The organism is Deltaproteobacteria bacterium (assembly GCA_020848745.1).
Classification (GTDB): Bacteria; Desulfobacterota; Binatia; order UTPRO1; family UTPRO1; genus UTPRO1.
The window spans coordinates 1-17,675 of sequence record JADLHM010000014.1 but is presented as its reverse complement, the minus strand read 5'-3'; the positions used below and the strand labels follow the sequence as shown (position 1 = coordinate 17,675).

The 17,675-nt window shown below is 70.5% G+C and carries 17 protein-coding genes and 1 pseudogene; 12 read left to right on the top strand and 6 right to left on the bottom strand.

What is annotated here, in order from left to right:
- Positions 1-369: VapC toxin family PIN domain ribonuclease (locus IT293_02190; protein ID MCC6763448.1), on the top strand; the 369-nt coding region annotated here is incomplete at its 5' end.
- A 111-nt stretch (positions 370-480) separates the two neighbouring features.
- Complete coding sequence (locus IT293_02185; GenBank protein ID MCC6763447.1) at positions 481-669, top strand: hypothetical protein; 189 nt, start codon at positions 481-483, stop codon at positions 667-669.
- Positions 670-1,161: 492 nt separating this feature from the next.
- Here IT293_02185 and IT293_02180 read toward each other — a convergent pair whose 3' ends face one another.
- Complete coding sequence (locus IT293_02180) at positions 1,162-3,012, bottom strand: HAMP domain-containing histidine kinase (protein ID MCC6763446.1); 1,851 nt, start codon at positions 3,010-3,012, stop codon at positions 1,162-1,164.
- 209 nt (positions 3,013-3,221) lie between these two features.
- Here IT293_02180 and IT293_02175 point away from each other — a divergent pair, with 209 nt between their 5' ends.
- The 8 genes and pseudogenes from IT293_02175 to IT293_02140 all read left to right on the top strand — a co-directional run bounded on the left by IT293_02175 (position 3,222) and on the right by IT293_02140 (position 9,777).
- Positions 3,222-3,695 carry a hypothetical protein gene (locus tag IT293_02175; protein MCC6763445.1) on the top strand — a complete coding sequence of 158 codons (474 nt, stop codon included), beginning with the start codon at positions 3,222-3,224 and terminating at the stop codon, positions 3,693-3,695.
- Positions 3,692-4,327 (top strand): prepilin-type N-terminal cleavage/methylation domain-containing protein, encoded by a 636-nt coding sequence (locus tag IT293_02170; GenBank protein ID MCC6763444.1) that lies wholly within the window; start codon positions 3,692-3,694, stop codon positions 4,325-4,327. Before IT293_02175 ends, IT293_02170 begins: the two co-directional genes overlap by 4 nt.
- Before the next feature lie 177 nt (positions 4,328-4,504).
- Positions 4,505-5,299: an HDOD domain-containing protein gene (locus IT293_02165; GenBank protein MCC6763443.1), complete on the top strand. Its 795-nt coding sequence runs from the start codon at positions 4,505-4,507 to the stop codon at positions 5,297-5,299.
- A 7-nt stretch (positions 5,300-5,306) separates the two neighbouring features.
- Positions 5,307-7,535, top strand: coding sequence for a Flp pilus assembly complex ATPase component TadA (tadA, locus tag IT293_02160; GenBank protein MCC6763442.1), 2,229 nt, complete (start codon positions 5,307-5,309; stop codon positions 7,533-7,535).
- A gap of 44 nt (positions 7,536-7,579) precedes the next feature.
- Positions 7,580-7,801 (top strand): DUF4160 domain-containing protein, encoded by a 222-nt coding sequence (locus IT293_02155; GenBank protein MCC6763441.1) that lies wholly within the window; start codon positions 7,580-7,582, stop codon positions 7,799-7,801.
- A gap of 3 nt (positions 7,802-7,804) precedes the next feature.
- Positions 7,805-8,103 (top strand): annotated as a pseudogene (locus IT293_02150) (DUF2442 domain-containing protein).
- 83 nt (positions 8,104-8,186) lie between these two features.
- A complete protein-coding gene (locus IT293_02145; protein ID MCC6763440.1) occupies positions 8,187-9,053 on the top strand; it encodes a hypothetical protein in 867 nt (288 codons plus the stop codon).
- Positions 9,054-9,198: 145 nt separating this feature from the next.
- Positions 9,199-9,777, top strand: a complete 579-nt coding sequence (locus tag IT293_02140) for a Uma2 family endonuclease (protein MCC6763439.1) — start codon at positions 9,199-9,201, stop codon at positions 9,775-9,777.
- 13 nt (positions 9,778-9,790) lie between these two features.
- Here the strand turns inward: IT293_02140 and IT293_02135 are convergent, their stop codons facing one another.
- Positions 9,791-10,930, bottom strand: a complete 1,140-nt coding sequence (locus IT293_02135) for an FAD-dependent monooxygenase (GenBank protein MCC6763438.1) — start codon at positions 10,928-10,930, stop codon at positions 9,791-9,793.
- On the opposite strand from IT293_02135, the gene IT293_02130 reads away from it, so the two are divergent.
- Complete coding sequence (locus IT293_02130; protein ID MCC6763437.1) at positions 10,923-11,357, top strand: hypothetical protein; 435 nt, start codon at positions 10,923-10,925, stop codon at positions 11,355-11,357. The two genes, IT293_02135 and IT293_02130, sit on opposite strands and share 8 nt — an antisense overlap.
- A gap of 339 nt (positions 11,358-11,696) precedes the next feature.
- On the opposite strand, the gene IT293_02125 is transcribed toward IT293_02130, so the two are convergent.
- The 3 genes from IT293_02125 to IT293_02115 all read right to left on the bottom strand — a co-directional run bounded on the left by IT293_02125 (position 11,697) and on the right by IT293_02115 (position 15,049).
- Positions 11,697-13,340, bottom strand: coding sequence for a GDP-mannose dehydrogenase (locus IT293_02125; GenBank protein ID MCC6763436.1), 1,644 nt, complete (start codon positions 13,338-13,340; stop codon positions 11,697-11,699).
- 322 nt (positions 13,341-13,662) lie between these two features.
- A complete protein-coding gene (locus tag IT293_02120; GenBank protein ID MCC6763435.1) occupies positions 13,663-14,190 on the bottom strand; it encodes a DUF1043 family protein in 528 nt (175 codons plus the stop codon).
- 124 nt (positions 14,191-14,314) lie between these two features.
- The gene (locus tag IT293_02115; GenBank protein MCC6763434.1) at positions 14,315-15,049 is read right to left on the bottom strand and encodes a Bax inhibitor-1/YccA family protein; all 735 of its coding nucleotides are present in this window, start codon (positions 15,047-15,049) and stop codon (positions 14,315-14,317) included.
- A 171-nt stretch (positions 15,050-15,220) separates the two neighbouring features.
- Between IT293_02115 and IT293_02110 the strand changes: the two genes are divergently transcribed.
- Entirely contained in the window at positions 15,221-15,922 is a 702-nt protein-coding gene (locus IT293_02110; GenBank protein MCC6763433.1) for an isoprenylcysteine carboxylmethyltransferase family protein, read from the top strand.
- A 7-nt stretch (positions 15,923-15,929) separates the two neighbouring features.
- Here IT293_02110 and IT293_02105 read toward each other — a convergent pair whose 3' ends face one another.
- Positions 15,930-17,462: an NAD(P)/FAD-dependent oxidoreductase gene (locus IT293_02105; protein ID MCC6763432.1), complete on the bottom strand. Its 1,533-nt coding sequence runs from the start codon at positions 17,460-17,462 to the stop codon at positions 15,930-15,932.
- Positions 17,463-17,675: the final 213 nt, after the last annotated feature.

Below are 17,675 nucleotides of genomic sequence, written 5' to 3'. Positions count from 1 at the left end.
GCGCGCGAGTGGCTCGATGGACGGCTGAACGCCCCAATGCGCTTCGGGCTGCCGTGGCCGACGATGCTCGCGTTTCTTCGGATCAGTACGAATCCCAGAATTTTCCCTCGACCGCTGCCGATGACGGACGCCTGGCGACAAGTCACGACGTGGCTCGATCTGCCGAACGTGTGGATACCGGAGCCGACCGACCGGCACCGTGAGCTGCTCGATTCCTTTCTCACCGGAACCGCCGGATCGTCGAAGCTGGTCGCGGACGCCCATCTCGCCGCCATCGCCGTGAGTCACGGCCTGGTGCTGTGCAGCACGGATGGCGACTTTGCCAGGTTCAAGGCCCTGCGCTGGGAGAATCCGCTCGAGCAGCGGTAGCCGGGGCGTTGCGATCCTCCTGCGGGAGGATGGTGCGGTTCGCGGCGCACCCGGCGCTCCGTTCCCGCGCGGCCGCGTGCTATCACGGAAGCGCGAAAGGAGATTCCCCCGATGTCCGTGACCCTCGATCTCTCCGCCGACGAGCAGCGGCTCCTCGCGACGCATCTCGTCCGCCACATCGAGCACCTCGACGCGGAGCTCGTGCGCACCGACCAGCACGCGCTGCAGCACGCGCTCGCGCGCGAGATCGATCAGCTGCGGGCCATCGCACGCCGGCTCGGCGTCCCGGTTCCGCGCTGACGACGGGTCGCCGCGTCGAGGATCACCCGGTATCCGCGCCGCACGACAATAGCCATCGCGACGCTCGAAAGGCGCACGAGGGCGGCGTGTCCGTTCGCACGCGCTCGCGCGAGGCTACGGGCTAGCGCGGCGTGAATGCGATCGGCGCGGTGGCGTATCCCCGCACGTTTCCCGAGTGCACGCGCACGAGGCCGCCACGCTCGACGGCGAGATCGGGAAGCCGCGCCAGCAACTCCTCGAGCGCCACCCGCGCTTCGCCGCGAGGAGCAGGCTCAAGAGATCGTCGGTGTCGTCGCTGCCGCGCTCGGCGAGGAGGCGCTCGAAGTAGCCGTAGATCTCGGCGGCTGCTCGTTTGCCGGCGGCGGGCACGCGAGGCGACTCCGCGAGAGCCTCGCCTCCGCGTTCCCGGGTACGAGGGGCGGCCATGGGCGAGGCCGTCGTCGTCGGGTGGCTCTTCCGGGGGCCGCGATCGTCTCCGCCCCAGCCGTCGGCTCAACCGGCGTCGGAGGCCGCGGCGCCCTCGGGACGGAGCGGGAGGCGGACGGTGAACCGGCTGCCGACACCCGGCGCGCTCGCCAGCTCGACGGATCCGCCGAGCTGCTCCACGTAGCGCTGGACGATGTGGAGGCCGAGGCCGGTGCCGCCGAAGCGACGCGTGTCGGAGCCGTCGCCCTGGCGGAACATCTCGAACACGGTCGACTGATCGCGCGGTTCGATGCCGATGCCGGTGTCGCTGACGGCGAGCACGAAGGCGTCGTCCGCGATCCCTCCTTGGACGCGCACCCAGCCGGCTTGCGTGAACTTGAGCGCGTTGTGCACGAGGTTGCGGGTCACGACCGTGAGCTTGCGCGCGTCGGTGACGAGCGCCGCGGCGGCGTCGAGCGGCTGCCAGTCGAGGGTCACGGCGTCCTTCTGGGGGAGCCCGGCGCAGTCGCGCCGCAGGCGGCTCCAGAGCTCCGGGAGCTCGACCGACTCGAGCTCGACGCGGTCGCGTCCGGACTCGATGCGCCCCATCGCGAGGGTGTCCTCGATGAGCCGAAGCAAGTCGCGGCCGGCCTCCTCGATGCGTTGCAGGACGCCGCGTCGCTCCGTCTCCGGCAGCTCCTCGTCGCGGGCCATCTCCGCGAAGCCGATGATCACGTTCAGCGGCGTGCGCAGCTCGTGCGACATCGTCGACACGAACTCCGAGCGCAGGGTGTTGGCGGCGCGGAGGTCGTTGACGAGGGCGGAGCTCGCGAGGGCGAGCGCGGTCGCGTGCACGATCCCCTGCGCGAGCCGGCGCTCGCGCGCCGAGAACGGACCGCGGCGGTTGCCGTGCGCGAGGCAGAGCGCCCCGACCACGCGGCCGCCGAGCGCGATCGGCGCGACGAGCTGCGAGGCGACGCCCCAGCGCGTGAGGAGCGCCGGCGGTATGAGGCGCTGCTCGCGCGCGTCGGGCAGCTCGATCAGTGAGCCCGGCGCGAGCACGTGGACCAGGGGCAGGTTGCGCTCGTCGAACTCGGCGACCTCGATCTCCTCGCGTACGCCTGGGTCCTCGCCGAAGATGCCGGCAAGGCGGTACACCGCGTCGCGCTCGTCGAGGGCGAAGGTCGTGCCCCAGTCGCAGCCGACCGTCTCGACGGCGATGCGCGTCAGGTGCGCCAGCAGGTCCGGCTGGTTCGCCCGCTCGCTCAGCGTCTCCGACACGCGCAGCAGGGTGGCGGCGATCTCGGCCTCCTCCTCCTTCTCGCGCGAGGCGCGCGTCAGCTGCGCGGTGCGAACGAATTCGTCGAAGCGATAGCGGTCGAGATACACGACCCCGCCGACGGACGTCACGGCGCCCGTCACGACGACCACGAAGCCGTAGGCGAGCTGCTCGGGATTGGTCGCGACGAGAGCCGTCACGGCGATCCCGAGGAGGGCGGCGATCGAAACCGCAAGCTGGTGCGTCCAGCGCCAGGGGAGGAGGAAGAAGAGGCCGTAGAGAAGACAGATCTGGCCGCTGCCGAGTCGCTCGGGATTGGGAACGACCAGGGAGGTGTAGGCGGTCAAGACCGCGCTCCACGACACCGCCAAGGCGACGGCCGCGACGTCGATGCGCAAGCGCGCGGGGCGCAGCCGCGCGACGGCGAGCCAGAACACCGACACGACGACGTGGATGCCGTAGAAGCCGAGCGCGGTGAGCCGCCGCTCGGGAAAGGCCGTCTCGATGGCGATCGCGCCGCCGACCATCGCGAGGTAGATCGCGGTCGTGAGCGGCAGCCGCTGCTCGACGACGCGGGCCTGCTCGGCCCAGTACGCCGTGCGCCATGCGGCTTGCTCCGTCGCGGACGGCTCGCGTGCCGGTGATAGAGATTCGGTCATGGCCACGGCCGATCTGGAGCTCTCGGCAGGGAGTATCGGCGGGTGCGGATCGGCACTTGAACAGGCCGGCGGCGTGCCTTTTCGGGAGCGATCGCACGCGCCGCACGACGCACGCCGCACGCGAGGTCGCATGCGGGCCGCCGGTCTTCGCGACACGCCGTCAAGGATCGGCGCACCCCTGCCGATAACACGGTCCGGGGGAGGTGCGCATGACGGACCACGATGGGCATGGCGATTCCGTTCAGGAGGACCTGAGAGCCGCCGATGATCTGGCGGCGGCGGCCATCCGCGACAACGTCGAAGCTCCGCCTCCGAACGCTGCCCTCACCCCGCCGACGCGTCGACATACCGGGACGATCGTGGCGGTCGTGTGTCTCGTCGTCTTCGTCACCCAGCTGCCGGCGCTGCGGAGTGCCTTCAAGGAACCGCCGTCGATTCGGATCGGCGCGACGGAGACCGACGAGGACACCGACGCGTGCATCGACACACTCTGGAAGATCTCGAGCCTGCTCCAGTACGGCACTTACCGCGGAGGGGAGATGGTCGAACCGTTGACGCAGCGCCCGTACTTGGTGAGCCATACCGACGACGACACGATCGTCGAATGTCCGAATCCGGCGGCGCACAGCCTGCGCTCGTTGCGTGTGAGCGCAACGCAACGCGCTCCCGAGGCGCGGCAATGAGCGTCGCGGTCCGGGGGCAGCGGGGCACGACGCTCGTCGAGGTGTTGGTCGCGGTGTCGTTGGTCGGCGTGCTGGCTGCGATCGGCATCCCGCAGTACGCGTCGTACACGGAACGCGGTCGTGAAGCGCAGTGCATCGCGAACCGCCACAACGTCGAGGAAGCGGCGCGCGCTTGCATCGCCGAGACGGGGAAGGCGTGCCTCACGGTCCAGGAGCTCGTAGAGAGCGGCTACATGAGCGGCATGCCGACGTGTCCGTCGGGCGGCTCCTACGTCTGGCTGAAGGACGATCCGAGGGATCTGCGCGCACCGATGATGGGCTGCTCGAAGCACTACTGGGACTCCGGGGAAGAGCAGCATGCCAAGGACGACACGCACGACGGAGATGGCGGCGGCGACAAGGGTAGTGGCGGGGGCGACAAAGGCGGCGGCGGCGACAAGGGCGGCGGCGGCGACAAAGGCGGCCGCGGTGACAAAGGCGGTGGGGGCGACAAGGGTGGCGGCGGCGACAAGGGTGGGGGCGGCCACAAGGGCGGCCGCGGTGACAAAGGCGGCGGCGGCCACAAGGGCGGCGGCGGCCATGACCACGGCGGCGGGGGCAATGGCAAGGGCGGCAAGGGCAACAATGGCTGACCCTTATCCGGCCGTGCCGCGTTCGAATCTGTGCGGCGCCATCCGATCCGTGACGCTGCCGATTCCCCGTGTGCGCTCGCGGTATTCGAGAAATACCGGGAAGTTGCGTAGGAAGCTCAGTCGCCGCGGAGCCCGGCACGTCGGTTGCGGTGCGTTACCCCGATGATCGACTCTGCCATGGACTCCAATCTGAGCGGGCTCGTCGACGACCTCGCGGCGACCTGCGACCTTCCCCCGCTTCCCGCCGCCGCGGCCCGTGCGCTCGCGCTCGCTCGTGATCCCGACAGCAGCTCCGAGGACCTGGCCCGCGTGGTCGCGACCGATCCCGCGCTCGCCGCGCGGGTGCTCGCCATGTCGCGCTCGGTGACCTACCTCCGCCGGCAGCCGCCGCGGACGCTCCAGGAGGCGATCGCCACGGTCGGGCTCCGTGCGCTCCGCCGCATCTTGATCGCGGCGTCGGCGCGTGCGGCGTATCGCGCCGACGATCGGGTCGCGCAGTCGCTCTGGGCGCACTCGCTCGCGACGGCGCTCGCGGCGGACGAGATCGGCAAGACGATCGGCGGCGTGGCGGCCGGCGACGCGTTCATCGCGGGCCTCCTGCACGACATCGGGAAGCTCGTCATGCACCTGTCGAACCCGAAGGCGTTCGCCACGCTCGGCGTGTTCGACGAGACGACCGAGCGCAGCCTGTTCGGCACCACGCACGCCGAGGTCGGCGGTCGCCTCGCCGAGAAGTGGGGCCTCGAAGTCGCCATCGCCGAAGGCATCCGGGCGCATCACGAGGCGAACCCGTCCCCGCTCGCGGTGTGCGTCGCGCGCGCCGACCGCATCGCCATGGAGATCGGCTACGGGTCGCTGGCGCACCCGGAGTCGGACGGCGCCGACGGCAGAGAAGCGCTCGACGCGGAGCTGGAAGCCGCGGCCGAACGCGTGCGCGTGCTCTTCGAGAGCGAGCGCCACCTCTTCGACTGAGGCGACGATGAGCATCCCGCGGCAGGTGCCGGCGGCCAACAGCCTTCCGGCGCTCGTGCTCTGCGTCGACGACGACCTCGAGGTATTGCAGTCCCTCGAGGCGCTCCTCGGCGACGCCGGGTACGACGTCATGGTCGCCGAGAGCGGCGAGCGCGCGCTGCGCGTGATCTCGACCGTTCGCCCCGACCTGCTCCTGCTCGACGTCGGGATGGCGGACCTCGACGGCTACGCCGTCTGCGCAAAGCTCCAGGAAAGCAAGGAGCTCTCGTATCTGCCGGTCGTGCTGCTCGGCGCCTCCGATGCGCCGATCGACACGACGCGGGCGGTCGCGCTCGGCGCCGTCGAGTGCCTGACGAAGCCGGTCGCCGACGACGACCTCCTCGAGAAGGTCGCCGCGCACGTCAAGACCAACGCCTGGTTCCGCGATCTCGAGCGCCAGAAGGCCACACCCAAGACCGGCGCGTCGTCGAACGTCACGCGCTTCAAGCAGCACCTCGCCGACGCACTCGGCCTCGCGCCCGCCCAAGCGCAGCGCCTGACCCAGCTGGCGCCGCTCGAGCTCTACGGCGTCGCCGAGGAGCTCGGCGCCACGCCCGCGAAGATCGCCGAGGAGCTCGCCGCGTTCCTCGAGCTGCCGTATCGCGGCCGGCTGCAGGCGGACGCGATCGCGCTCGGGGTCCTGCCGGTGCCGTTTTGCAAGGCGAACCACGTCGCCGCCATGCGTGACGCGGCAGGCAGCCGCTCCTTCGTGCTGAGCGACCCGCTCAACTGGGAGCTGCAGCAGATCCTGCGCCGGGTCGGCGGGGCGGGCGGCAAGCTCGAGATCGGCGTCACCGAGCCGGCGAACATCGCGGCGGTCTTCGACGGCGCCGCCGCCGGGCAGGCGACGCCCGGCGCCGCCGCGGTCATGGAGGCCGACAACGGCGCCATCGCGATGCCGGCTCCGGTGGAGGTCGCCGTCGCGGCCGCCGCCGACGAGAGATCGGGTCCGGTCATCCGGCTCGTGAACCAGCTCATCGAGAACGCCCACGCGATGGGCGCCTCGGACATCCACGTCGAGCCCCGCGAGAGCGAGGTCGTCGTTCGCTACCGCGTCGACGGCAACATGCGGGTCGTGAACCGCTTCCCGCAGGCGCGCCTCATTCATCCGCTCGTCTCGCGCATCAAGATCATGGCGCAGCTCGACATCGTCGAGCGCCGCCTGCCGCAGGACGGCCGTATCGCCTTCAAGAAGTTCTCGTCGAAGGGGCTCGACGTCGACCTCCGCGTCGCGACCGCGCCCATGCACCACGGCGAGAAGGTCGTGATGCGCATCCTCGACAAGAAGAAGGCGGTGCTGCCGCTCACCGACCTCGGGTTCTCGCCCCGGCACCTGAAGCTCTACCACGAGAAGCTCGCGACGCCGTACGGGATGATCCTGCACGTCGGGCCGACGGGCTCCGGGAAGTCGATGACGCTCTACGCGGCGTTGAACGAGATCCAGCGTCCCGACCTCAACATCCAGACGGCCGAGGACCCGATCGAGTACACCCTCCCGGGCATCAACCAGATGCAGGTGAACCGCGAGATCGGTCTCACGTTCCAACGCGCGCTGCGGAGCTATCTGCGTCAGGACCCGGACGTGATCCTCGTCGGCGAGATTCGCGACCTCGAGACCGCGGAGATCGCGGTCGAGGCGGCGCTCACGGGCCACGTGCTGCTCTCGACGCTCCACACCAACGACGCCACGTCGACGATCGTGCGGCTCGTCGAGATGGGGATCGAGCCGTTCATGGTGAGCTCGTCGCTCGTGCTGGTCTGCGCCCAGCGCCTGCTGCGCCGGCTCTGTCGCGAGTGCAGGGAGGCCTATGAGCCGGACGCGCAGGAGCGGCTGCTGGTCGGCGTCGACCCCGGGACACCGCTCACGCTCTACCGCGGGCGCGGCTGTGGGCGCTGCAACGACATCGGCTTCCGCGGCCGCATCGGCACCCACGAGATCTGCGTGCCGGACGACGCCATGCGGAAGGTGATCGCGACCAAGGGGGCGACGGCCGAGGCGTTGAAGCGCATGGCGGTCGAGACGTGCGACATGACGACGCTCTACTGGGACGCGATGGAGAAGGTGCGCGCCGGCGTGTGCGCGCTCGACGACGTGCTGACCGAGGTGCGGCGCGACGAGTTCGATTCGCGCCCGGCGTGGATGTTCGAGGAGCTCGGGCTCACGCGGCCGGGCTCTCGGGACGTGCCGCCGAGCTGAGGCCTCGGCGCCTTTCTTGACGTCGAAGACGGCGGAGCTCCAGGTTGCTCGGCGGTGCCACTCTCCCATATGAGGTCCACGTTCGCTACGCTGATCAGAAGGCAATCGTCGCCATCGAGACGCTCGGGGTTCTTCGGGGACGATTGTCGCCGAAGGCGCTCGCGCTCGTCACGGAGTGGGCGGTACAGCATCAGGAGGAGCTCCGCGCCGACTGGGAGTTGGCGAGGCGGCACGCGCCGCTCCGATCCATCCCTCCGCTGGAGTAGGGCATGTTGAAGGATGTCGTCGAGGTCCGCGCGCTGGGGGGTATCGGTTGTACCTGCGCTTCGAGGATGGGGTCGTTGGCGAGATCGACATGGCCGATCTCGTCTCGTTCGACGGCGTTTTTGCGCCCCTGAGAGACGAGCGGCGATTCGCCGAAGTGCAAGTCAACGTCGATCTCGGAACGATCAACTGGCCGAGGGGCCCAGACCTCGATCCGGACGTTCTCTATGCCCGTGTGACGGGGAAGCCGGTTCCGGACCTCACGACGATCGACGCCGTCGATCACTCGCCGCCCGAAGCTTGAACGAACGCGCTACGTCGATCCATCGACCGTGTACGCCCCCCCGAGGGTGTCCTCCGAGGCCTCCTCGAGGCTATAGAGCCGATATGCGTCTGCGATTCGTGACGGCCGTCGTGCTGGCTCTAGTGGTGGCGCCCGGCGCGGCGTCGGCCGTCACCGAGAAGGCAGCGCTCACGCAGCTGAAGGGCGCGGGGAAGGTGCGGCTCGAGGCCTTGCGGGTGGCGCTCGACGGCGCGCGGTCGACGCTGTTCGCGAAAGCGGACGCGTTCGACGGGGGCATCCGGATCCGGGGCCTCTCGACGCTCGCCGCCGACGCGCTCGCCGACGATCTCGCCGCCTTCCAGGCGAGCGCGCAGGAGGCGCTCTTCGACGCCGCGGTCGGTTTCGCGGACGACGGGCGGGCGGCGCTCGCGGCGATCGACGGGGCGCCGCTCGCGACCCTCCCGATCGCGTTCGCCAACCTGCCGGGCGGCGTTCCCGAGCGTTTCCGGACTTCCGTCGGGAAGGTCCTCGCGCGCGCGTATCGCGCCGTGAACGGGCGGCTCGTGAAGTCGGGGAAGCTCGTCGGCGCGGACGGAGCGTCGGCGCTCTTCGCCGTGCTCGCTCCGCCGCCGCAGCTCGCGTTCGCGTTCACCGACGTGCGCGGCGACGCGGTCCTCTTCGATTTCGCGCTCGATCTCCGCATGAGCGCCGCGACGAGCGCCGGCGAGCGCCGCCTCTGGGCCGGGGGGACGGCGACCGTCGGCGGCGTCCAGGTCGTCGTGTCGGCCGTCCCGATGGACGGGTTCGTGACCTCGCACGACGAGACGGTGATGACGGCCGGCCGCGGCCGCTTCCTGGCGCGCTTCGGTGACGGCGAGACGCTGGCGGCGACGAACTATCTCCTCGCGGCGGCGCCGGTCGTCGCGGGGCTGCCCGGCGTGTCGGCGTCGTCGTCCTTCGCGGTGCGCTGACGGGGCCGGGCACCTTCGATCCCGCCAGCGACGGCTACGCGTAGCGTCGCGCGATCGCGGCGTGGTGTGCATTCTCGCCTCCATGGTACCGTCCGACCTCATGGCCCAGGACCCTCACGAGCACCCAGCCGACGACGCGCGCCGCATGACCGTCGCCGAATGGGTCGCTCTTCCCGAGGACGAGCCCGGCGAGCTGGTCGACGGCTGCCTCGTGGAGGAGGAGATGCCGGACCTGGTGCACGAGATCGCGGTGTCCTGGCTGGTCCGCACGCTCGGGGCCTGGCTCGGCACGCGCGGCGGCTTCGTGTTCGCCTCCGAGGCGAAGCTCGTGGTCGGCGCGCGGTGCGGTCGGAAGCCCGACGTCAGCCTGTACTTGCCGGGCGGTGCCGTGCCGCCGGGTCGGGGCGCGGTTCGCACGCCGCCCGACGTCGTCGTCGAGGTGCTGTCGCCGACCGCGCGTGACGCGCGCCGCGATCGCATCGACAAGGTCGGCGACTACGGGGCCTTCGGCGTCCGCTGGTACTGGCTCGTCGACCCCGAACGACGGGTGCTCGAGATCCTCGCGCTCGGCGCCGACGGCCGGTACGTCCGCGCGGTCGCCGCGGCCGAGGGCACGCTCGCCGTCCCCGCGTGTCCGGGGCTCACGCTCGACCTCGCCGCGCTCTGGGCCGAGATCGACCGGCTCGGCCCGCCGCTTCCGGACGACACCTCGCCGTCGCGTTGACCGGAACGTCGGGTCACGCGTCCGGGTCGAAGTCGAACGACCAGGCGAGCGAGCGCCGCATGAGCGGCTCGGGGAGCCGGCGCATCGCGAAGTCACGGACGCGCGTCACGAGCGGGCTCGACGATTGCGCCATCTTCCCGAAGCGCCACGATTCCTCGACGAAGCGGCGCGTGCGTGGCTGGCGGAGCGACTCGTAGCGGCGGAGCCCGGCGGGCGACGGGTCGCGCGCGAGCTCGCGGGCGAGGATCCACGCATCCTCGATGGCCTGGCAGCCGCCCTGTCCGAGGTTCGGCGTCATCGGGTGCGCGGCGTCGCCGAGGAGCGTCACGGCGCCGCGGCCCCAGGTGCGCGTCGGGGGACGGTCGAAGAGCTCGGTGCGGATCACCTGCGCGGGATGCGTCGCGCGCAGCAGCTCCGGGATCGGCGCGTGCCAGTCCCGATAGATGCCCGCGAGCGCGGCGTGCTGCTCGACGCGCTCGGACGGCGCCCGTATCTTGTCCATGGCCGCGTACCAGTAGACCTCGCCGTCGCCGATCGGCACGAAGCCGAAGCGCGCGCCCGGTCCCCACGTCTCGCCGCCGGGATCGCCGCCTGCCGCCGCGCCCGGACAGACGCAGCGCCAGCTCACCTGCGCGGCGGCGCGAAGCGCCTCCGCCCCGAAGAGCGCCTCTCGCACGGTCGACCGCAGGCCGTCGGCGCCGACGAGGATCGCCGCATCGTGAGTCGCGTTCCCGACGAGCTTCACGACCGCGCCGTCGTCGGCGGCGACGACGCCCGCGACCGCCGCCCCCGTCACGACCTCGCCGTCGAACGCCTTCAGCAGGACCTCGTGGAGTCGTGCGCGATGGATCGCCACGAACGGCGCCCCGTAGCGCGCTGCCAGATCCCCCTGGTCCATCGAACGGATCACCCTCCCGTCGATGCCGCGGATGGCGCCCCGCGTGACGAGGGCTCCCGCCGCGGCGATCGCGTCGGCCAACCCGAGCCGCCGCATCACGCGCATCGCGTTCACCTGCACCGTGATGCCCGCGCCGACGGGCTCGATCCTCGCCACCCGCTCGAGAATGCGGACGCCGAAGCCCCGCTGACGGAGCGCGATGCCGGCGGTGAGCCCGCCGATGCCTGCGCCGCAGATGATCACCCGCGTGGCCATGCTGCGGGGCTGTATGCGAGCGGTGCCGCCGGCGCCAGCGCCGTCCCGTTGGTGGCGCGGCACGGCAATTCCGTTGGATCGGTCAGGGAGCCGGCAATTGAGCGCACGGGGAGGTTCCCGTACAGTGGAAAGCATGGCAAACGTCGACGCCCTCGTGCTCGGCACCGTGAATGCGTCCTGGCGACGGGCGATCGACTCGGAGACGCTCGCCGCGTGCCTGCGCGGCGACCCGCGCGCGGAGCGGTGGATGTCTCACGTCCGCACGTTCTTCGAGGATGTGTCGCGCGAGGCGATGCTGCGTTTCATGCTGGCGCACGAGCTGACCGCCTTTCGGACTCTGGCGACCTACCGCGATTGCTTCGCTCCCGACGAACGAGATCATGACGGAATCGACGGCTGGCTCGCCGAGTTGGCTGACGCTGCTTGAGCAGGCGGCGCGCCTGCTCGACGACTTGCGAGTGCCCGACTGGGCGCTCGGCGGCGGCACCGTGCTCATGTTGCACTACGCGCATCGCACGAGCCGGGACATCGATGTCTTCCTGAAGGACCCGCAGCTGCTGCCGCATCTCTCTCCCCGTCTGAACGATCGCGCGGCGGCGATCGCGTCGGACTACGTCGAGGGATCGAGCTTCGTGAAGCTCGCCTGCGCGGCCGGTGAGATCGACTTCATCGTGGCGCCGGATCTCACCGACGCGCCACGTGAGTCGCGCGTGATCGGCGCCCGGACCTTCTCCCTCGAGACGCCGGTCGCGATCGCGATGCGCCGCTACGCCGACTCGCGCACCTCCGCCTTGATGCGCTGGATGTGCCCGCGACCGAGCCCCTTCACCTCGCACCCGAGCTCGAAGAACCGCCGGATCTTCGCGTCGTCGAGGATCCCGAAGCAGTCGACGACCGCGACCGGGCCGCCCGTCATCTTCACGAGATCCTCGGGCTCGAGCTTCAGGTACGGCTCGTGCGGGACGGCGAGCACGACCGCCTCCACGCCCTTCAGGGTGGCGGAGAGATCGGGCTGGATGCGGAGATCCTTCAGGTGGTCCTGATTGCGGAAGAAGCGGGCGAGCGAGTGGCCGGGCGCGGGGTAGTCGTCCTGCGCCTCGAACTCCCACCAGTGCTCGACGTACGGGTCGTGGACGCGCACGTCCGCGCCCATTTCCGTCAGCCGCCGCACCACGACCTCGGAGCCCGAGTAGCGCGTGTCGCCGACGTCCTGGCGGTAGCTCGCGCCGAGCAGCGCCACCTCGGCCCCGGCGATGTAGCGGCCCATGTTGCGGAGGGCATCGCGCGTCAGGGTCGCGACGTGCAGGCCGCGCGTGTCGTTGATGTCGATCGCCGTCGTGCTCAGCTTGAACACCTGGTCGCCGTCGTCGAAGCCGAGGATGTGCTTGTAGGCCCAGTAGCCGAGGCCGCCGTCCTTCGGCAGACAGTATCCGCCGATGCCGGGGCCCGGGAAGATCATGTTGTTGTGGGTCGGCCGCATCTTGATGGCCTTGATGACCTTCACCAGATCGACGCCGTTGCGCTCCGAGAAGAGGCTCCACTCGTTCAGGAAGGCGAGGATGGTGGCGCGGTAGGAGTTCTCGACGATCTTCGCCGTCTCCGACTCGATCGGGCGGTCCATGACGGTGAGCGGGAACTTCTCCGTGTTCAGCACCTCGTTCAGGAACTTCACGACGCGCTCGCGCGCTTCGGGGCCGACGCCGCTGCAGACACGCCAGAAGTCGCGGATGCTCGCGACGTACTCGCGGCCGGGCATGACGCGCTCGTAGGAATGCGAGAGGAGCGGCTCGCTGTCGATGCCGCGCGCCGCGAACGCCTTCAGGAGGATGGGCATGGCGACGAACTCGGTCGTCCCCGGGGCGACGGTCGTTTCGATGAGCGTGAGGCAATTCGGCTGGATCTTTTCGCCGATCGTCTTGATGGTGGCCTCGAGCGCCGCCATCTCGACCTCGCCGGTGCGCATCTGGCCGAGGTCGTGCTTCGAGTAGTCGCACTGCACGTCGACGACGACGCAGTCGGCGAGCGCGAGGCAGTCGGAGTTGAAGGTCGCGGTCAGCGTCCGCTTCTCGAGGACGCAGCGGCGGATCATCGGATCGACCTCGGGATCTTCGGCCTTCACGGGCGACTCGCCGCGGTTCAGCAGCGGGATCTTCCAGTAGCTCCGGGGGCTCGGACGCTGGCATCCGATCACGAACTTGCTCGGCTTCTTGGTCTTCCTGTCGACGGTGTCGGCGACGATCGCGGCCATCACGGCGCCGACGAACCCGACGCCCATGACCACGACGACCTCCTTGCCTTCGGCGCGGGCGGCCTTGGCCAGACCTTCGAGCCGCTTCATCTCGGCGGCGTACTCTTCGCGAGTAGGGAGGGGGAACGCTTCTCCAGCGGGGCTCACCGACTTCTCGGCCATTCGATCCGTCTCCTGGGGGATTTGGTGCGTCGTTTCGGTGCAGGCGGAACCGACGGTTCCTAACACCCTTGGCAAAGCGGCCTCAATGGTAGCTGCCGGAAGTTTTGCCGTCAGCGCACGATTTTCTGGCTTTCCGGAGTTTTCTGGCTCTCCGGAGGTGGTTTCGCGGTGATCGGACGGTCAGGACGGGGGCGGAACCCCCCGCAGAGCCGGCCCTCCCAAACGCGGCGGGGAGGTCATGGCCTCCCCGCTGACCTGACCGCCGCGCTCGACCAGTTCACCGGGGTCGCGGCGCGGCCCGGCAAGACGGGCCGAACACTCGCTACCTGCCGGCGTCTTCCGCGAGCGGGTCCGTCGCGAGCGTGCCGATCCCCGCGGGAGCCGTCGCGATCGGCGCGGCGGTCGCGGGCTTGATCGGCGCCGGGGTCACGGTCTTGATCGGGACGGTCGCGCCGCTCGTGAGGGGAGCACCCGGCGCCGCGGTGCCGGGCGCGACGGCGGCAGGCGCGGGCGCGCTCGTTCCGAGCAGCCGCTGGTCGAGGCCGCTCGCGTCGATCTCCTTCATGTTCGGGCCGCAGAGCTCCTCGGCGCCCGTGACGAAGTGGTCGAGGAACTCGCGGTAGTCGGTCGCCATCTTGCCGAGCAGCTCCGCGCTCTTCCCGAAGTGGTGCTTGGTCTGATCGCGGTAGCGCATGAGCGCGGAGCGCGCCTCCACCAGATCGGCCTCGAACTTGGCGGCGCGCTTCGCGGCGGTGCCGCGGGTGCGCTCGAACACGATGCCCAGGAACGCTCCGAGAGCGACGCTCGGGATCAGGATCAGCCAGGGGGAAAGCAGGGGGTCCACGGCCATGCCACCTCTCCAGTCGGAGCGGCAGCAATACAACGCGCGGCGAGGAACGCAACCGCGATGACGGTGCGTGGCGGCGCCGCCGCGACGCGGACGCGTGCCGTGCGACGATCGCGGGCGACGGGGGTCAGCGCCGCTCTTGCAGCTTCGCGAGCAAGCGCAGGATCTCGAGGTAGAGCCAGACGAGCGTGACGAGGAGGCCGAACGCCCCGTACCACTCCATGTACTTCGGCGCGCCGCTCTCTGCGCCGTGCTCGATGAAGTCGAAGTCGAGCACCAGGTTCAACGCCGCGACGCCCACCACCACCACGCTGAACACGATGCCGACCGTGCCGCTCGAGTGGATCATCGGGATGCCGGAGCCGAAGAAGCCCATCACGAAGTTGACGAGGTAGACGATCGCGATGCCGCCGGTCGCCGCGAAGACGCCGAGCTTGAAGTTCTCGGTCGCCCGGATGAGCCCGGAGCGGTAGGCGAGCAGCAGCGCGCCGAGCGTCCCGAAGGTGAGGAACACCGCCTGGCTCACGAGGCCGGGGAAGCGCGCCTCGAAGGTGGCCGAGATGCCGCCGAGCGCGAGGCCCTCGAGCGCCGCGTACATGGGCGTCGTCGTGCCCGCCCACTCCTTCTTGAAGATCGTCACCATGGCGAGCACGAGGCCGCCGAGGATCCCGACCATCGTGAACGCCGGGACGCGCGGGTCGGCGACGCCGAGGTTCCAGGTGTAGGACGCGGTGACCATCAGGATGACGAGCGCGAAGCCGGTCTTGTTGACGGTGCCCTGGATGGTCATGGCGTCCGCGCCGAAGCCGGCGCGGGTGCCGCGGAAGGTCTCGTCGGTGAGGGCGGGGTTGCTCGATCGCATCGCGATGGGGTTGGCCATGGCCCGTATCTACATGATGTCGTTCGCCGCCGCGAGGCGGGCTTCACGGGTCACGAGCCGGGCCGCTCCGGGAGTCGAAGGCGACGAAGGGAGACGCCCGGCGCGGCGCGCCCGCGTTGCGGCGCGGCGCGCCGACCGTGTACTTCGCGAACGATGACGCGCGCGAAGTCGCTTCCGGGGCTCCGAGCGGCGCTCGGAGCCCTGCTGCAGCCGGCGCTGCTCGCCCTCCTGCTGTTCCGCCCGCCGGGCGTCCTCGCCTGGCGCGCGGCGTGGACGCTCGTCGGCGTGTCGCTCGCGGCGGCGATCGCGAGCATGATGGTGCTGGCGCGCGCGGACCCGGCGCTCCTCGCCGAGCGCCTTCGGCCGCCCGTCCAGCGCGGCCAGCCGCACGCCGACCGGGTGGTCGTGCTGCTCTTCGTCGCCGCCTTCTTCGGCACGGTCCGCTTCGTTCCGTGGGACGTGTTCGCGCTCCGCCTGCTGCCGCCGCCGGGGGCGGCGGTCGAGGTGCTCGGGCTCGGCCTCGTGCTCGCGGGATGGGGGATCATCGTGGCGGCGATGCGCGCGAACGCGTTCGCCATCCCGGTCGTGCGGTCGCAGGCCGAGCGCGGCCAGTACGTCGTCGAGCGCGGGCCGTACGCCGTTGTCCGCCATCCGATGTACGCCGGCGCGGCGCTCCTCCTCGCCGGCATGCCGCTCTGGCTCGGATCGACGGCCGGGGCGCTCGTGGCGCTGGTCCCGATCGGGCTTCTCGTGCTGCGGATCGGGATCGAGGAGCGCTTCCTGCGCGGCGCGCTCGCGGGCTACGACGCGTACGCCGCGCGCGTGCGCGCGCGGCTCGTGCCGGGCGTGTGGTGAGACGAGCTCAGGCCGCGGCGCTGCGGGTCGCGGCGCCGCTCGTGATCCCGCCGCGCGCGTCGTCGCCGCTCGACGCCGAGCGCCGCGGCTCCGCCCGGTAGTCGGCGTGCACCAGCGCCCGCGTCCGCCGCCAGTATTCGAAGGTGGAGTACGGCCAGTTGCTGGTGATGCGGCCGGCGTCCTTGTACCAGCTCTCCGGCGCGGCCGCCCACGACGTGCCGGCGAGGTCGCGCTGCAGCCGTTCGTTGAACGCCTCCATTACCTCGGGCTTCAGGTCGACGTACGCGAGGTCGTCCTCGATCAGCCAGCGGATCGCGTCCAGGACGTAGGCGATCTGGCACTCCAGCATGAAGACGATCGAGTTGTGCCCGAGGTTGGTGTTCGGACCGTACAGCATGAAGAGGTTCGGGTAGCCGGTCATCGTGAGGCCGAAGTAGGCCCGCGCGCCGTGCGCCCAGTCGGCCTCGAGGCTCCGTCCGCCGACGCCCTCGAGGGTCATCGGCGCGAGGAAGGGGCTGGTACGGAAGCCGGTCGCGAAGATCAGCACGTCGCACGGATACGCGGCGCCGTCGGCCGTGACGACCCCGTTCTCGGCGACGCGCGCGATCGGCGTCGTCACGAGGTCCACGTTCGGCCGGTTGAGCGCGGGGAAGAAGTCGTCGTGGATCAGGATGCGCTTGCCGCCGATCGGATAGTCGGGGGTGAGGCGCGCGCGCAGCTCCGGGTCGACGACGTGGTCGTTCAGGTTGTCGAGCGCCCACTTGGTGTAGACGCGCGCCAGCATCGGCTGCCGGCGCATGACCGGGTAGAGCAGGAGCTCGGCGAAGCCCCAGAGGAACGCGCGATACGCCCGGAGCGCGCCCGGCACGTGCTCCAGCACCCAGTGCTCCCACGGGCGGAAGGGGCGATCGCCGCGCGCGATCATCCAATTGGCGCTGCGCTGGAAGATCGTGAGCCGGCCGGCGGCCTTCGCGATCTCGGGGATGAACTGGATCGCGCTCGCGGCGTTGCCGATCACGCCGACGCGCTTGCCGGCGAGATCGACGTCGTGGCGCCAGCGCGCCGAGTGGAACGACGGACCCCGGAACGCGTCGATGCCGGCGATCTTCGGGATCTGCGGCCTGTGCAGCTGGCCGACGCTGCTCACCAGCACGTCCGCCACGAGCTCCTCGCCCGCCGGCGTCCGGACGGTCCACGTGCCGCGGGTCTCGTCGAAGCGCGCCCCCGCCACCTCCACGCCGAAGCGGATGTGCGGCAAGATGTCGTTCGTACGGGCGCATTCTTCCATGTAGGCGTGGATCTCGGCCTGGGGCGACCACTTCCGGCTCCAGTCCGTCTTCGGCTCGAAGGAGAACGAGTACAGCATGGAGGGCACGTCGCAGGCGGCGCCGGGGTAGGTGTTGTCGCGCCAGGTGCCGCCGAGGGTCGCGTCCTTCTCGAGGATCGTGAAGGTGTCGATCCCGGCGCGCTTCAAGCGGATGGCGAGGCCGAGGCCGCCGAAGCCGCTGCCGATGATGAGGATGCGGCGGGCGCCGTTCATCGGGAGCGACCTTATGACGTCGCGCGCTCGTCTGGGAAGCCCCGCATGCCCGAAGCAGATCGCCCTTTTTCAGCAACCTGCTAATCTAACTGGAGAGTGCCGGGTTCTCGGGTGTGATCAGCGGCGCTTGATCGGCTTCGCTGCTTCGGTGCGTTGCGCGAGTTGGAGGTCGGAGCGTTCGGTGGCGAGGTCGATCCAGCGATCGACGAGGCG

Coding starts and splice junctions, on each gene's coding strand:
- IT293_02115 (MCC6763434.1), bottom strand. CDS start 15,049: ATGCGATCGAGCAACCCCGCCCTCACCGACGAGACCTTCCGCGGCACC.
- tadA (MCC6763442.1), top strand. CDS start 5,307: ATGAGCATCCCGCGGCAGGTGCCGGCGGCCAACAGCCTTCCGGCGCTC.
- IT293_02145 (MCC6763440.1), top strand. CDS start 8,187: ATGCGTCTGCGATTCGTGACGGCCGTCGTGCTGGCTCTAGTGGTGGCG.
- IT293_02110 (MCC6763433.1), top strand. CDS start 15,221: ATGACGCGCGCGAAGTCGCTTCCGGGGCTCCGAGCGGCGCTCGGAGCC.
- IT293_02140 (MCC6763439.1), top strand. CDS start 9,199: ATGACCGTCGCCGAATGGGTCGCTCTTCCCGAGGACGAGCCCGGCGAG.
- IT293_02120 (MCC6763435.1), bottom strand. CDS start 14,190: ATGGCCGTGGACCCCCTGCTTTCCCCCTGGCTGATCCTGATCCCGAGC.
- IT293_02165 (MCC6763443.1), top strand. CDS start 4,505: ATGGACTCCAATCTGAGCGGGCTCGTCGACGACCTCGCGGCGACCTGC.
- IT293_02180 (MCC6763446.1), bottom strand. CDS start 3,012: ATGACCGAATCTCTATCACCGGCACGCGAGCCGTCCGCGACGGAGCAA.
- IT293_02170 (MCC6763444.1), top strand. CDS start 3,692: ATGAGCGTCGCGGTCCGGGGGCAGCGGGGCACGACGCTCGTCGAGGTG.
- IT293_02125 (MCC6763436.1), bottom strand. CDS start 13,340: ATGGCCGAGAAGTCGGTGAGCCCCGCTGGAGAAGCGTTCCCCCTCCCT.
- IT293_02175 (MCC6763445.1), top strand. CDS start 3,222: ATGACGGACCACGATGGGCATGGCGATTCCGTTCAGGAGGACCTGAGA.
- IT293_02105 (MCC6763432.1), bottom strand. CDS start 17,462: ATGAACGGCGCCCGCCGCATCCTCATCATCGGCAGCGGCTTCGGCGGC.
- IT293_02135 (MCC6763438.1), bottom strand. CDS start 10,930: ATGGCCACGCGGGTGATCATCTGCGGCGCAGGCATCGGCGGGCTCACC.
- IT293_02185 (MCC6763447.1), top strand. CDS start 481: ATGTCCGTGACCCTCGATCTCTCCGCCGACGAGCAGCGGCTCCTCGCG.